Origin of the sequence: Paenibacillus sp. GCM10027630, assembly GCF_042676305.1 — a bacterium.
Lineage (GTDB): Bacteria > Bacillota > Bacilli > Paenibacillales > NBRC-103111 > Paenibacillus_S.
The window spans coordinates 109,108-123,635 of record NZ_JBHTGY010000096.1 but is presented as its reverse complement, the minus strand read 5'-3'; the positions used below and the strand labels follow the sequence as shown (position 1 = coordinate 123,635).

Annotated in this window: 12 protein-coding genes; all 12 read left to right on the top strand. The window is 43.9% G+C overall.

Annotation, left to right across the window (positions count from 1 at the left end; all coding sequences use genetic code 11):
* The first annotated feature begins 60 nt into the window (after window positions 1-60).
* The 12 genes from ACFQ0C_RS36185 (at window position 61) to rlmN (ending at window position 14,517) form a co-directional block, all read left to right on the top strand.
* A complete protein-coding gene (locus tag ACFQ0C_RS36185; protein WP_379374398.1) occupies window positions 61-1,080 on the top strand; it encodes an ABC transporter ATP-binding protein in 1,020 nt (339 codons plus the stop codon).
* Entirely contained in the window at window positions 1,067-1,993 is a 927-nt protein-coding gene (locus tag ACFQ0C_RS36180) for an ABC transporter ATP-binding protein (protein ID WP_379374396.1), read from the top strand. Before ACFQ0C_RS36185 ends, ACFQ0C_RS36180 begins: the two co-directional genes overlap by 14 nt.
* Window positions 1,994-2,032: 39 nt before the next feature.
* Window positions 2,033-3,001 (top strand): oligopeptide ABC transporter permease, encoded by a 969-nt coding sequence (gene opp4B, locus ACFQ0C_RS36175; RefSeq protein ID WP_379374394.1) that lies wholly within the window; start codon window positions 2,033-2,035, stop codon window positions 2,999-3,001.
* Between the two features lie 15 nt (window positions 3,002-3,016).
* Entirely contained in the window at window positions 3,017-3,862 is an 846-nt protein-coding gene (locus ACFQ0C_RS36170) for an ABC transporter permease (RefSeq protein WP_258216372.1), read from the top strand.
* 16 nt (window positions 3,863-3,878) lie between these two features.
* A complete protein-coding gene (gene opp4A / locus ACFQ0C_RS36165; protein WP_379374391.1) occupies window positions 3,879-5,648 on the top strand; it encodes an oligopeptide ABC transporter substrate-binding protein in 1,770 nt (589 codons plus the stop codon).
* 218 nt (window positions 5,649-5,866) lie between these two features.
* A complete protein-coding gene (locus ACFQ0C_RS36160) occupies window positions 5,867-6,619 on the top strand; it encodes an SDR family NAD(P)-dependent oxidoreductase (RefSeq protein WP_379374389.1) in 753 nt (250 codons plus the stop codon).
* 400 nt (window positions 6,620-7,019) lie between these two features.
* Window positions 7,020-9,695 carry a YhgE/Pip family protein gene (locus ACFQ0C_RS36155; RefSeq protein WP_379374387.1) on the top strand — a complete coding sequence of 892 codons (2,676 nt, stop codon included), beginning with the start codon at window positions 7,020-7,022 and terminating at the stop codon, window positions 9,693-9,695.
* 123 nt (window positions 9,696-9,818) lie between these two features.
* On the top strand, window positions 9,819-10,964 hold the full coding sequence (locus ACFQ0C_RS36150) for an SPFH domain-containing protein (protein ID WP_379374385.1): 1,146 nt from the start codon (window positions 9,819-9,821) through the stop codon (window positions 10,962-10,964).
* 2 nt (window positions 10,965-10,966) lie between these two features.
* Window positions 10,967-11,698: a hypothetical protein gene (locus tag ACFQ0C_RS36145; RefSeq protein WP_379374383.1), complete on the top strand. Its 732-nt coding sequence runs from the start codon at window positions 10,967-10,969 to the stop codon at window positions 11,696-11,698.
* A 327-nt stretch (window positions 11,699-12,025) separates the two neighbouring features.
* The gene (locus ACFQ0C_RS36140; protein ID WP_258216422.1) at window positions 12,026-12,256 is read left to right on the top strand and encodes a TM2 domain-containing protein; all 231 of its coding nucleotides are present in this window, start codon (window positions 12,026-12,028) and stop codon (window positions 12,254-12,256) included.
* Window positions 12,257-12,455: 199 nt separating this feature from the next.
* A complete protein-coding gene (locus tag ACFQ0C_RS36135) occupies window positions 12,456-13,292 on the top strand; it encodes a YitT family protein (protein ID WP_258216366.1) in 837 nt (278 codons plus the stop codon).
* 163 nt (window positions 13,293-13,455) lie between these two features.
* Entirely contained in the window at window positions 13,456-14,517 is a 1,062-nt protein-coding gene (rlmN, locus tag ACFQ0C_RS36130) for a dual-specificity RNA methyltransferase RlmN (protein WP_379374380.1), read from the top strand.
* Window positions 14,518-14,528: the final 11 nt, after the last annotated feature.

Sequence of the window (14,528 nt, the reverse complement as noted above, 5' to 3'; positions counted from 1 at the left end):
ATTATTTAGAAAAGAATGTAATAGGGATAACCTTGTTGCGAGGGTAGAGGTGATGTTGGGTTGGCACAACCGATTTTACAAATTGAAAACTTGCGAGCCTCTTTCCGCATTCAAGATGAATACTTTACCGCGGTTAACAGTGTCACATTGTCCGTTCATCCCAATGAGGTGCTTGCCATCGTAGGCGAGTCAGGATGTGGGAAAAGCACGTTAGCTCTTTCCATTACAGGCCTGCATGAACCCAAGAAGACAAGACTGGAAGGGTCCATTCGATTCGAAGGAACCAACCTTTTGGCGTTAGATACACATGAACTTAACCAAATTCGTGGAAGTAAAATAGGCATGATATTTCAAGATCCCCTTTCCGCTCTGAATCCGTTAATGACGGCCGGAAGGCAGATTGAGGAAAGTCTGGACTATCATACGAAGCTTTCTTCTTTAAACAAGCGGCAGCGGACATTAAGCTTACTGGGGCAAGTCGGAATTCCAAATCCCGATCAAGTATGCGACCGATATCCTCATGAGCTTTCCGGCGGTTTGAGACAACGAATCATGATTGCCATGGCAATTGCCTGTGACCCGCTTCTCATTGTTGCCGATGAACCTACTACAGCGTTGGATGTTACGATCCAATCACAAATTATGACCTTATTAAGAGAACTTCAGCAGAAAATGAACACAGGCATTATGCTGATTACTCATAATTTGGGCGTTGTAGCTGAAATGGCCGACCGTGTGGCGGTCATGTATGCGGGTGAAATTGTTGAGTTAGCCGACGTCCATACATTATTTGCCCGACCGATGCACCCCTACACACGTTCTCTCCTGCATTCTATTCCTTCCCTGCAAACACCTCATGAGAAGCTTCACGTCATCCAAGGAATAGTTCCGTCTCTGCAAAAATTGCCCGTGGCAGGGTGCCGATTTCAGTCACGTATTGACTGGATACCTGAGTCTGATCACGAAAAAAATCCGATTTTACGGGAAGTGGAGCCAGGGCACTGGGTACGCTGCACCTGCTACCAGCACTTCTATTTTCCGAACCATCCGATAGGAGACATGAAAAATGGCATTTCTTAAAGTGAACCATTTAAAAGTTCACTATCCCGTGCGCGGCGGTTTTTTTCGGCGAGTCGTTAATCATGTGAAAGCGGTTGATGGTATTAGCTTTGAGCTTCAGCGTGGCGAAACCTATGGATTGGTAGGGGAGTCCGGATGCGGCAAAACAACGGCTGGTCGAACGATCATCGGGCTGCTCCAGGCGACATCCGGAGATATTTTCCTCGAGGGAAACAAGATCACCAACATTACGCGGCGTGAATTTTTCCATTATCGAAGAGATATCCAAATGGTCTTTCAAGACCCGTACTCCTCACTGAATCCAAGAAAACGGGTGTTGGATATTATTGCAGAGCCGCTTCGTAATTTTGAAAGACTTTCTCCGCAGGAGGAACGAAGAAAAGTGCAGCAAGTTGTTGAAAAAGTAGGCTTGCATCCGGAATCGGTGTATAAATACCCTCATGAGTTTTCGGGCGGACAGCGGCAGCGGATAGGGATTGCGCGGGCGCTTACGCTGAATCCCAAATTAATTATTGCAGATGAACCTGTATCATCACTTGATGTGTCTGTGCAAGCCCAAGTGCTGAATTTCATGAAGGAAATTCAACAGGAATTTCAGCTGACCTACCTTCTGATTAGTCATGACTTGAGTATAGTTCGCCACATGTGTGATCGCGTCGGCATTATGTATGGGGGTCGATTGGTGGAAGAAGGAACACGTGAAGATATATTTGAAAATCCGCAGCATATTTATGCAAAAAGGCTGATTTCAGCAATTCCGAATGCTGATCCGCAGCAGCGGCAGGAGCAAATAAGACTTAGAAAGCAGATCGATCAGGATTATGAGCAGCTTAGCCATAAGTACTTTGACGATGAGGGGAAGGCTTACCCGTTGAAACGGATTACGGAAACGCACTCTGCTGCCATCCTGTAGAGGTTGTTCACGCACTTGCAGAAACGGGGGTAATGGAAGATGTGGAAGTTTATTTTGCGGCGAATTGTCATTATGCTCCCCCAGTTGTTTATTTTGAGCATTCTTATCTTTGCATTGGCCAAAGCGATGCCCGGAGATGCATTGACAGGCCAACTGGAGAGCAATCCGCAGATGGATGCACGAACTTTAGCGGAGCTCAAGGAGAAGCTGGGATTAAACGATCCTTTGTATGTGCAGTACACAAGATGGGCAGCCCATTTACTGCACGGCGATCTGGGTCTCTCCTATATCCATCAGCAGCCTGTAGCCAGCATTTTGGCTGATAGAATAGGGAATACGGTTCTACTGGCTGTTTGCATTTTAGTAGTAACCTACCTCATTGCCGTGCCTCTGGGTGTTATATCAGGGAGATGGAATGACTCATGGGCGGACAAACTGATCGTCGGCTACAGCTATACCAGCTTTGCAACCCCATTATTTATTTTTGCTTTAATTATGCTGTATCTGTTCGGATTTAACTTAGGCTGGTTTCCTACGGGCGGCAGTGTTGATATTCAGCTGGAGCAAGGGACGGCCGGTTATTACATGAATAAAATGCAGCATCTGATTTTACCAACCTTGTCGGGGGCACTTATTGGTACAGTGGGCATGATTCAATATTTGCGCAGCGAAATCATCGAGACCAAGATGAAAGATTTCGTGAAAACAGCGAGAGCCAAAGGAGTGCCGGAATCACGGATTTATTCGCGCCATATTTTGCGCAGCTCCTTTATACCTATTGCTGCATTCCTCGGCTATGAAATTACGGGGTTAATTGGCGGCTCAATCTTTCTGGAGTCCATCTTCAGCTTTCCGGGGATCGGACAATTATTCCTTCAATCCATTATGCAGCGTGATTACAGTGTCGTTACTGCGCTCGTCATGATATCCGGGGCGGCCACCTTGGTTGGAACGCTGCTCTCCGATATTATTTTAAGCATTGTAGATCCACGCATACGAATCGAGTAGTAGGGGGCATAAAACGTGAATATCCTTTGGCGGGAAGTTGTGAAAGATAAATTGGCATTCAGCTCTCTGCTTCTTCTTGGACTCATTCTTATTTCGGTCTATGCTTCGTCTCTTTTATTGAATCAGGAGAAAATACTCAAGGTCGATTTGTTTTCGATTTATAAGCCTCCATCTGCCGAGTATTGGTTAGGCACCGATTACGGAGGTAGAGATATTTTTGGTCAGCTGATGATTGGCGCAAGGAACTCATTTAGTATAGCTCTGGCCGTTACCCTCCTGACCGGAATCGTAGGTTTGGCGGTTGGTTCGATTGCCGGGTATTTTGGCGGGATTATAGATAATCTCATTATGCGGGTGATTGATTTTATTCTAATCTTGCCTTTCTTGATGTTGGTCATTGTTTTTATCACCCTCGTTCCGAAAAATGATGCAGCGATGTTTATTCTGATCATGAGCGCTTTTTTATGGACGGGAAAAGCACGTCTAATCCGGGCCAAGATGCTGGCGGAAAGGGGAATGGATTATGTCAGTGCATCGAAGACATTGGGGACTCCAGACTGGAAGATTATTATCAGGGAGATTCTCCCTAATTTAAGCTCGATCATTATTGTGAGCTTAACGTTAAATTTAGCAGGAAATATCGGGATTGAATCAGGGTTAAGCTACTTGGGCTTTGGTTTGCCAGGAAGCACGCCAAGTCTTGGCACCTTAGTAAGCTATGCTATGAATCCGGAGGTTTTGCAAAATAAATGGTGGATATGGCTGCCTGCATCCTTACTTATCTTTGTGATGATGCTGTGTATCAATTTTATCGGCCAAGCCTTGAAGCGTGCGGCTGATGCAAGACAACGATTAGGATGATGAGGGGGAAGCACGAATGGGCAAGAATTGGAAGGTTTTCATTGTGCTGGCCGGTCTTTTGCTTGTATTATCGGCATGTGAAGGAAGCTCGACAAGCAGCTCTGCTAAGAAATCAGAAGCCCAAAAAGAGAGCATCGAAAGCTTTCCGATGGCTGTCAAAAACGACGGCAAGCCCGTCGATGGAGTTCTGAATTACGGCTTGGTATCAGCTACTCCGTTCGAAGGGACACTCAATACGGCTTTTTACACAGGGACACCGGATGCGGAGATATTGCAATTTTTTGATGAATCGCTCTTCCGCACGAATGGGGATTATGAAATTACGAATGATGGAGCCGCGACGTTTGAGCTTTCCAATGATAAAAAAACGATGACGATCAAAATTAAAGACAATATTAAATGGCATGACGGCGAGCCTGTCAAAGCGGAGGATTTGGAATACGCCTATCTGGTGATTGGCAGCAAGGACTATACAGGTGTTCGATACGGGAGTACACTCATTCAAGATATAGTCGGGATGGAAGCTTACCACAGCGGGAAGGCGCAGAGCATTGCCGGAATTAAAGTCATGGATGCCAGAACGTTGACCATTACATGGAAGGATGCCAACCCATCGTTATTAACAGGAGTGTGGGCAACCCCGTTTCCCAAGCATTATTTGAAAGATATTCCGATCAATCAATTAGCGCAGTCCAATAAAATTCGTAAAAACCCGATTGGCTTTGGACCTTTTAAACTGAGTAAGATCGTTCCCGGTGAATCTGTCGAATTCGTTCGAAACGAAGATTACTGGGCAGGCAAGGCGAATTTAAAGGGTGTTATTGTGAAAGTGGTCAGTCCGCAGGTTGTGCTGCAGTCATTGAAAAAAGGCGAAATCGACATGGCTGAATTTCCAACTGATCAATATGTAACGGCAAAAGGCACGAAGAATCTTCAATTTATCGGCAAAATTGATTCAGCTTACACGTATATCGGTTTCAAGCTTGGACATTGGGACGCTCAAAAAGAAGAAAGTGTGATGGATAATCCCAAATTCCAAAACAAAAAGCTTCGACAAGCCATGGCTTATGCGATGGATAACCAGTCAGTGGGAGATAAGCTCTATCATGGGCTGCGTTTTCCAGCTACAACCTTAATTCCGCCATCCTTCATGGGATATCACGACAAGGGTGCAAAAGGGAATATGTATGATCCTGAAAAAGCAAAAAAGCTGCTGGACGAAGCAGGATACAAAGACAAAGACGGGGACGGACTTCGTGAAGATCCGGATGGCAAGAAATTTACAATCAGCTTCCTTATGATGAGTGGAAGTGAGCTTTCCGAACCGCTGGCGAAGTTTTATATGCAGAGCTGGAAAGAGGTTGGTTTGGATGTACAGCTTGTGGATGGCCGGTTAGCCGAGTTCAACTCGTTTTACGATAGGGTGCAAAAGGATGATCCGAAAGTGGACATATTTGCTGCGGCGTGGGCAACGGGGTCAGATGTTGATCCGTATGGGCTATATGGACGTAACGTTATGTTCAACTATACGCACTGGGTTAATGCCAAAAATGATGAGTTATTGGAAAAGGGCCATTCTGAGCAAGCCTTTAATAAGGAATACCGCAAAGATATTTATAATCAATGGCAAGCATTGATGAATGAAGAGGTGCCAGTGATTCCGACCTTATATCGGTCAGAGATCTATGCAGTGAACAATCGTGTGAAGAACTTAACGGTTGACCCAAGCTCGAATTTGACCTGGAAAGATGTCAGCGTTACATCGGAGAAGCCGGCCGTGGAATAAGAGTAAAATTTCTATAGGCCTACGATCCATTATTCGGGGAATGTTTCAGAAGAACAGCATATTCAATGCGCCAAAAGCCACTTCAATTGTTGGAGTGGTTTTTGTGTTTGCGAATAGTAAGTAGGGCACGAATAATTTGGAATGAACTAGGTTAACCTTCATGAGGTTAAATCCGAATTATGGCAGGACTATATTTGGAAAGCAAAGGAGATTTAGAGATGGCTCGTCTTACAAATAAAGTGGCAATCATTACTGGAGCAGGAAGCGGCATGGGGCGTGAAGAAGCGCTTCTATTCGCGAGAGAGGGAGCCAAGGTAGTGGCAACGGATATTAATGAAGCAGCGGTACAAGCCGTTGTTAAGGAAATTGAAGCTATGGGTGGGCAGGCGTCAGCCTATGCGCATAATGTTGTTTCAGAGGAAGACTGGATCAAGGTTGCGGCAGATACGGTTAAAGCTTACGGCAAAGTGGACGTCTTGGTCAACAACGCAGGCATTTCTCTGGCTGCCGGATTGCTTGAAACGACGATGGATCAATGGAATAAAGTAATAAACATTAACTTGACGAGCACTTTCCTCGGAATGAAGCATATCATCCCGCATATGCAAGCCAATAATGGGGGCTCAATCGTTAATATCTCATCTATCGCGGGTCTGACAGGCAGCAGTGGAGCGGGTGCTTATACGGCTTCCAAAGGAGGCGTCCGCATGCTCAGCAAAGCGGCTGCCGTCGATTACGGCAAGGATCATATCCGTGTCAATTCGGTTCACCCGGGCTTTATAGAAACGCCCATGAGTGCCGAATTTGTTAATAACGATCAGATGCTGCAATGGTTCTTATCTCAGACGGCATTGCCAAGAGTCGGACGCGCATCCGAAGTGGCTGAAGCCGTTTTGTTCCTGGCTTCTGACGAATCTGCTTATATTACAGGTATTGAATTGCCAGTCGATGGAGGCGTCACCGCTAAATAAAACTTTGTTGCAGAATAAAATTCCATTGTTCTTCGTGGAACAATTAGTAGCGGGATTAACCGATTAATAAAGAAAATGCACCTCTGCAAAACAAGGTAACAGGTGAGCCTTCAGCACTTTGTAGCCTGCTGCGGGGTGCATTTTCTCTACTTATATAATCTTCACGATTTCACCCATATAAACCTGAGCGCTACTCCACAGATGAATTGTTGCTATAATAGAATCATTCTGTTTATGGAAAATGAGTTTACTATTAAAATGTTCTGTAATAAAAATTTCCTAATTAAGGAACGATAAGGCAATGGGCGCGGTCGGTCTCCTACGTGCTCCTTCTCTGGCAAGCTGTCAGGGAAGGCAGGTCTTCTATTCATTTCATTCTTACAGTGTAGGTGGGATATACATGCGTTCAATATGGCAAATCTATAAAACAGATTGGTTAAATATTTTCAAGGTGCCTACCGGAATTTTTCTGATTGTGGCGATTATTTTACTGCCATGTTTGTACGATTGGGTCAATATCAAATCCGTATGGGATCCATATGCCAATACATCCGGAGTTAAAGTTGCGGTCACAAGCGAGGATCAGGGAGCTAACGTTGAGGGCAAAAGCATCAATATCGGGAGCGAGCTGCTTAAGAGCCTGGAGAGCAACAAGAAACTTGGATGGACTTTCGTCAACAAGGAACAGGCAGAGAGGGGTCTGGACAAGGGAGTTTACTATGCCAGCATCTTGATTCCGGCCGATTTCTCCTCGAAAATCACCGGGATTATAACCGGGAAGCTGGACAAGCCGCAAGTGATCTACAGCGTAAATGAAAAGGTGAATGCGGTTGCGCCTAAAGTAACCTCATCCGGTGTCTCTGCGATTACCAAGCAGATCAATGAGAGCTTTACGGAAGCGGTCAGCGAAGCCTTGCTTACGAAGCTTAAAGAGATTGGTATTCAAATTGAGGAGCAATTGCCTACCATCCGCAAAGTCGAGAGCGGTATCTTCGAACTCGAAAGCAAGCTTCCAGAGATTCAAGCCGCAGCACAGAAGGTGATAGAGCTGGAGGAGAAGCTGCCGGCAATCCATGAGAAGGCTCAAATTATACCGGAAGTGGAGAAGAGAATTCCCGAGATTAATCAGGCCGCTCAATATGTGCTGAAAATCCAAAACAATTGGCCCAAAATCAGTGAAGCTTTATTGGAGATTGTTGAAATTCAGAAGAAGCTGCCACAAATTCAGCAAGCAGCGGATCGAATCCAGGAGCTGGATCAAAATTTCGATAAAGTAGCTGATGCAATAACTCTCGCGTCCAACAAGGCAAGCAAGGCAATCGAAATCGTTACGGCTGCACAAAATGCTTTGACTCATATTGCTGAACTTGCTGATAAGGGCTCCGCATTCGCTAATCAACTTAATGAGTTTCTGGTTGCGAACAAGGATGTCTTCGAGACGGTAGCTCCGCTGGTGAAGCAAAACTTGATATTAGTGCAGCAAGCGCTCGATTCAGCCTCACTGCTCACAGATAGACTACTTAGCATAGATCCTAAGGTTCTACCTACTGCAGAAGAGGTAACGGCCGTTAAAGACAGAATCACCACGGTCCTGAGAGTGCTGGAACATACCACATCATTGCTTGGGAGGATTAATAGCTATATTCCAGGCCAACCATTGAACGATAATATAGCACGGCTGCAAACTATAGAGAATAACTTGAATCGGCAAATCTCCATTTTGGGCATGATTGCGACCTCTCTGGCCAACGGAAATACCCCCGCCAAGGATTTGGTTGAACGCTTAAATGAGCTGTCCAAAAATACGAGTGCCGGATTAGGAAGTATTCTCTCCAAATATGATAGCGAGATTGTCCCTTTAATTTCCCAAGGTATCGAAAAGCTGCAGACGATCGCTAGTGCATCTTCCGACAAGCTGCAGATTGCTAAAAACAAGCTTCCGGATATTGAAGCGATCCTTAAGGATGCGAAGGCGGGGCTGGAATTCGGGCAAGCTGAGCTGACTCAAATTCAAGAACAGATGCCGCAGATTCGTGCAAAAATTCATGAGCTGGCGCAAACGCTCCAGAGCAAAGCGGATGCTTTCACCAAAGCGATTGATATCGCGGCGCCTTTCGTTCAGGACAATCTCTCGTCAATCGGCAAGAAGCTGGACGAGGCGGCCTCATTCGTTGAGAACGACTTGCCTCATGCGGAGAAGGAGCTCTCCAAGCTAGCCGATTTCGTACGCGAGAAGCTTCCGGAAGTGGAGTCCGGCGTCCACAAAATCGCAGGGCTTGTTCGCGATGACCTGCCTCAGCTTGAGCATGCCGTTCGCCAAACAGCGGATAAGCTCAGAAAAATTGAAGAGAACAACCACTTCGCTGATCTTGCCAAGCTTTTGCGCGGCGACATTCAGAAGGAGAGCGAGTTTCTGGCCAGTCCTGTGCAGATCATAGAGAACCGAAAATACCCGATTCCGAATTACGGCTCGGCGATGTCTCCGTTTTATTGTGTACTATCCCTATGGGTAGGAGCCACGCTGTTGATTTCCTTATTGAAAGCGGAAGCCGGCAATCCGGAAGGGCGCTTCAAGCCCTATCAGCTTTACTTGGGCCGCTTGGGCACGTTCATGACCATTGGGCTACTTCAGGCTCTATGTATTACGCTGGGAGATTTCTTTATCCTGAACGCCTTTGTAGCAGACAAAATAGCGTTTGTTTTATTCGCCATGCTGGTCAGTGCGGTGTTCGTTACGATTACCTATACGCTTCTGTCTGTTTTCGGCAATGTGGGCAAAGGAATCGCCATTATTTTCATGGTGTTCCAATTTTCCAGCTCGGGCGGTACGTTCCCGATTAGTATGACTTCGCCATTTTTCCAAGCCTTGAATCCGTTTATGCCCTTCACCTATGCGATCAGCCTGCTGAGAGAAGGGGTCGGGGGTATTCTATGGGAAACGGCGATTAGAGATATTTTATACCTGTTCGGATTTATCGGCCTTAGCTTGTTCATCTCGCTTGCTCTTAAACGTCCGCTTAGCGGTATTATTAAAAAATCGACAGAAAATGCCAAGAAAACGAAGATTATTGCATGATTACAACCGCATTCAATCTCGCAGAATTTGCCAAAACTTGAAATAATAATTGATTAAAAGAGAGAAGGTGTAATACAATTAAGAGACAATGTTTGGAAATGGTAAAATGAGAGAGGGATAGTCTTGGCTATTATTGATGTTATAAAGTTTAATGGGATAGCCAATCGCAATTGGTTGGTTTATCGGTATCCAGGAGAGAGCTTTGTCTTTGGTACACAACTTATCGTTGGCGAGGGTCAGATAGCTGTTTTTGTTAAAGGAGGCAAGGCTCTCGACTATTTCTCAGCAGGAACCCATACCCTCAATGCTAAGAACATTCCTATTTTGCAAGGGTTAATCAATATTCCTTTTGGTGGAAGGACGCCTTTTACCGCAGAAGTATTTTTTATAAACAAAACAGTAAAGCTGGATATTTTATGGGGAACCAGCGATCCGATCAGTTTAATTGACCCTAAATATGCAGTCAGATTAAGAGTACGCGCATTCGGTCAATTTGGAATTAGGATTTCAGATTACCGTGTATTCTTGACTGAACTCATAGGTGCTGTGGGCGATGATCAGATTGTTAAATATGATACCGTAATTGGTTATTTCAAAGGTGTTACGGTTACCAAGGTTAAAACTATTATCGCCAATATCATTATTAACCAAAAAATTTCTGTGCTTGAAATAGCTCCTAAACTGGAGGAAATATCAGAGAGTTCCCAAAGAAGCCTTTCGGATGAATTTGAGCGGTTCGGGATAGAAATTGTTAACTTTTATTTGTCTTCCATTAACTTTCCAGATGAAGATTTCGAAACTATCAATAGATTACTAGGCGAAAAAGCAGCCTTCGATATCATAGGCGATAATCGCTATACCGTTAAACGTAAATTTGATGTTATGGAAACAGCGGCCAGCAATGAGGGTGCAGGAAGTATAGCGGCGGCTGGTATGGGCTTAGGGTTTGGTGCTGGAGCGGGTACAGCTATGGGAAACCTATTTGGCAATATGTCAGCCAATGACGTCCATGCCCATCCCAAAGGACAGCCTTGCAAAAAATGCGGAGAATTGAATGAGGCAGGGGCCAAGTTCTGTAGTAACTGCGGCGATAAACTTATCATTGCCCAAATCGAATGCTACTCTTGCAAAACGATGGTAGATGAGAATGTGAAGTTTTGTTCGAATTGCGGCAGCTCCATGATGAAAAAAATATGCCCTGGATGTCAAAAAGAGAATAAGCCTGGAACCAAGTTCTGTGCGGACTGCGGCACCAAGCAGGAGGAGTGAATATGAGATACTTCAATTTTTCCAATTTCGGACTTTATAGGCTGCTGGCAGTTCTGGTTTTTGACATTGCGATTATTGTAGGCTTCTATTCCATTTTTTCCGCCTTGTTTATTCTGGCGCCTATGAAGCTAGTAATCATGTCCCTGGTTTTGTTTGCAGGACTATTGTTTTTCAGCGGGGCTGTTGTATTTCCCAACCTGTTTGGAAGAGGCAGTATCCCTTATCCGATATCGATTATTGTTGTATCTATCCTATATTTAGCTGTATCTAATCTTATCTCGGTTGCTTTTATTATGGGAAATATAGTTTGGTATATATGCTGGGAATTGTTTATCTTTGCGATCCTGATTGGCGTATTGTCAACTATCACTTATTTCTCCAATCGTGAATCTGAGGACTCCACCCAGCTGGAGAAATCCGAAAAGACCAACATTAACATGCAGCTCATGATCATTGAAGCCTCGCTCAATGCCAAGAAAAATAATGAGGGGATATTGCCCATCATCCAATCCTTCAAGGTGCTAAAAGAGCGAATCAATGCTTCAACTCCTTTTGGCAGAATTACTGGCAACAGTGCGGTCTATGAGTTGGAAAACACTATACGGGATAATTTGGAGTTTATACAATTACATATTCGATCGAATGCCATCGACAAAAATATCGCAGATATTCAGAGTTTAATTGATGAAACTCGACATCTTATTGTTAATAGAGAAGCATTAAACGTTAGATAAATATTTAAAGTAAGGGAGAGACATCTTATGAGTACAAGTAACTGTCCAGCCTGCGGGGCACCAGTCGCACTGAATGTAACGGAATGTAAATATTGTGGGGAAAGTATCGCTGTTAATCAGCCGCAAATGCAGGCCCAGCAAAATACATCCGGATTTAATTCCTATGCGCAGACTATTACCACATCGAATGTGAATTCCCCGGAATCTATAAACAAGGTCAATGAAATGATGAAAGATATGAATGAAATGATGGCTGGCATGAACGCGAATAACGCCAACAATATGAACAGCAACATGAACAATAATAACATGAACCATATGAATACCATGAATAGCAATGTGTATGTCCCCAGAAAAAGCAAGACTACTGCAGGTATACTCGCAATTTTGCTTGGTGGATTAGGGGTGCACAAGTTTTATCTTGGAAAAGTGGGATGGGGAATTGTTTACTTACTTTTTTGCTGGACTTATATCCCGGCGCTTATTGGTTTCATCGAAGGCATTATTTACCTCGCATCGAGTGACGAATCGTTCAATATGAAATATGGAAGAAGCTAAGTTATTTCGATGAACGTCTCCAAGGAAATATTAGCTTGATTACGGGGTTGTTTCTAGTCTTATCCAGACTTAAGAGACAGCCCCTTCTAACTGCGCAGGGTATCCATAGGGATGCCCTGTATTTTCGTTCAATAGGTGTTATACTGAATCGTATTACTTAGGAGAGGTTTAACTTTAATAGTTAAGAAGGTACATCGATATGAAAAAAAGAGCGGCGGATATTTTTATTCTTATTGTGGGTTCTTTGATGTTTGCTTTGGCTGTAAATCTTTTTGTTATTCCTAATGAATTTGGTGAGGGCGGGGTTATAGGGACAAGCATTATTCTCTATTACGTATTTCAATGGTCCCCCGGATTGGTCAGCCTGATATTAAACTCTTGCTTACTGCTAGTAGGCTTTAAGTTTCTGGATAAAACAACGACACTCTATACGATTATTGCGGTTTCCTTCAATTCTCTTTTTTTATTTTTAACAGAGGGTTGGCGTATTTCTTCAGATGAATTAATCGTAAATGCTTTGTTCGGAGGAGTATTTGCGGGGATTGGCTTAGGCTTAATTATTAGAGTCGGAGGCACAACAGCGGGCACGACCATTCTGGCCAGAATAGCGAACAAATATCTCGACTGGAATATTAGCTATGCGCTGTTATTGTTTGATTTGATTGTTGTTTTTTCCTCGTATTTTATTATTGGGGCTCAAAGTGTAATGCTTACTATCGTGATGCTGTATGTAGCGACCAAAGTTATGGATTTCATCATAGAAGGGGTTAACCCCAAAAAGGCTGTCACCATAATATCGAATGAGCAGAGTAAAATTGCCGAACAAGTGAATGTGCTAATGGACAGAGGCGTTACTGTTATTTATGGCCATGGCTATTATACAAAAACGGCTAAAGAGATACTGTATATCGTCATTAGTAAACAGGAAGTAAGCCTGCTCAAAAAAATTGTTAGAGCAACCGATAAAAATGCGTTTATAACGATTCATGATGTACGGGATGTGTTTGGAGAGGGATTCATTGATATTACAAAGTAATGGACCTGTGGCGGGTGGTTCTGGCAAGCCAAGATTTACAAGCCTTGAAAGTCCAAGTCCCCTTGCTTTAATAGAAGAATTTTGGGACAATCATAGAAAGAATGATTAGCTTCGGCTGTAACTAGAATAAGTCTCGAATTATCGTTTTGAAAAGAGGATAAGAATGAATAAAGACTCCATTTATGGACTGACGTTGGAACAGTTGATAGCATGGCTCATGGAAAATGGGCATAAAAAGTCGCGGGCCTTACAGGTGTGGGATTGGCTGTATAGGAAGCGCGTAACGGATTTCTCAGATATGATTGATGTTAATAAAGAGTGCATTCAATTATTGGCCGATCATTTTGCGATCCAAACCTTAAACGAACACTTGAAACAGGAATCGGCGGATGGAACGATTAAGTTTCTGTTCAAGCTAAAGGATGGCAATCTCATTGAAACGGTATTGATGAGACATAAATATGGGCTGTCCGTATGTGTAACAACTCAAGTAGGCTGTAACATTGGATGCAGCTTTTGTGCGAGCGGATTATTAACCAAAAGCCGTGATTTATCCAGCGGGGAGATTGTCGAGCAAATTATGAAGGTTCAGCTTCACCTGGATCAAGCGCAGCAAAATGAAAAAGTGAGCCATGTTGTAGTTATGGGAATTGGCGAGCCTTTTGATAATTTTAAAAACACGGTAGACTTTTTGCAGGTTATTATAGATCACAAAGGATTAGCTATTGGGGCAAGACATATCACGGTATCGACCAGTGGACTTCCTGATAAAATAATTGAATTTGCCGATATCCATATGCCTGTGAACCTGGCTGTTTCCTTACATGCGCCAAACAATGAACTGCGAACACAGATTATGAAAATCAACCGTGCCTATTCCATCGAAAAGCTAATGCAGGCTATTGATTATTATTTGCTAAAAACGAATCGGCGGATCACGCTCAGCTATATTTTACTGAAGGATGTAAATGATGGCAGGGAGCATGCGTTGGAGCTTGCTGACTTGATTCGGGATAAGCGGCAGCTGATAAATGTTAACTTGATTCCATACAATCCAGTGGATGAGCTTGATCAATACAAGAGAAGCGAGCATGAATCAGTGCGAGCGTTCTACGATACGTTAAAGAAGCAAGGCATTAGCTGTAGTGTTCGGCTTGAACACGGGACAGATATTGATGCTGCTTGTGGTCAGTTAAGAAGCAAACAGATCAAACAAACGACATAATGAAGGGACTT

Coding starts and splice junctions, on each gene's coding strand:
- ACFQ0C_RS36180 (WP_379374396.1), top strand. CDS start 1,067: ATGGCATTTCTTAAAGTGAACCATTTAAAAGTTCACTATCCCGTGCGC.
- opp4B (WP_379374394.1), top strand. CDS start 2,033: ATGTGGAAGTTTATTTTGCGGCGAATTGTCATTATGCTCCCCCAGTTG.
- opp4A (WP_379374391.1), top strand. CDS start 3,879: ATGGGCAAGAATTGGAAGGTTTTCATTGTGCTGGCCGGTCTTTTGCTT.
- ACFQ0C_RS36160 (WP_379374389.1), top strand. CDS start 5,867: ATGGCTCGTCTTACAAATAAAGTGGCAATCATTACTGGAGCAGGAAGC.
- ACFQ0C_RS36155 (WP_379374387.1), top strand. CDS start 7,020: ATGCGTTCAATATGGCAAATCTATAAAACAGATTGGTTAAATATTTTC.
- ACFQ0C_RS36145 (WP_379374383.1), top strand. CDS start 10,967: ATGAGATACTTCAATTTTTCCAATTTCGGACTTTATAGGCTGCTGGCA.
- ACFQ0C_RS36140 (WP_258216422.1), top strand. CDS start 12,026: ATGAATAGCAATGTGTATGTCCCCAGAAAAAGCAAGACTACTGCAGGT.
- ACFQ0C_RS36135 (WP_258216366.1), top strand. CDS start 12,456: ATGAAAAAAAGAGCGGCGGATATTTTTATTCTTATTGTGGGTTCTTTG.
- rlmN (WP_379374380.1), top strand. CDS start 13,456: ATGAATAAAGACTCCATTTATGGACTGACGTTGGAACAGTTGATAGCA.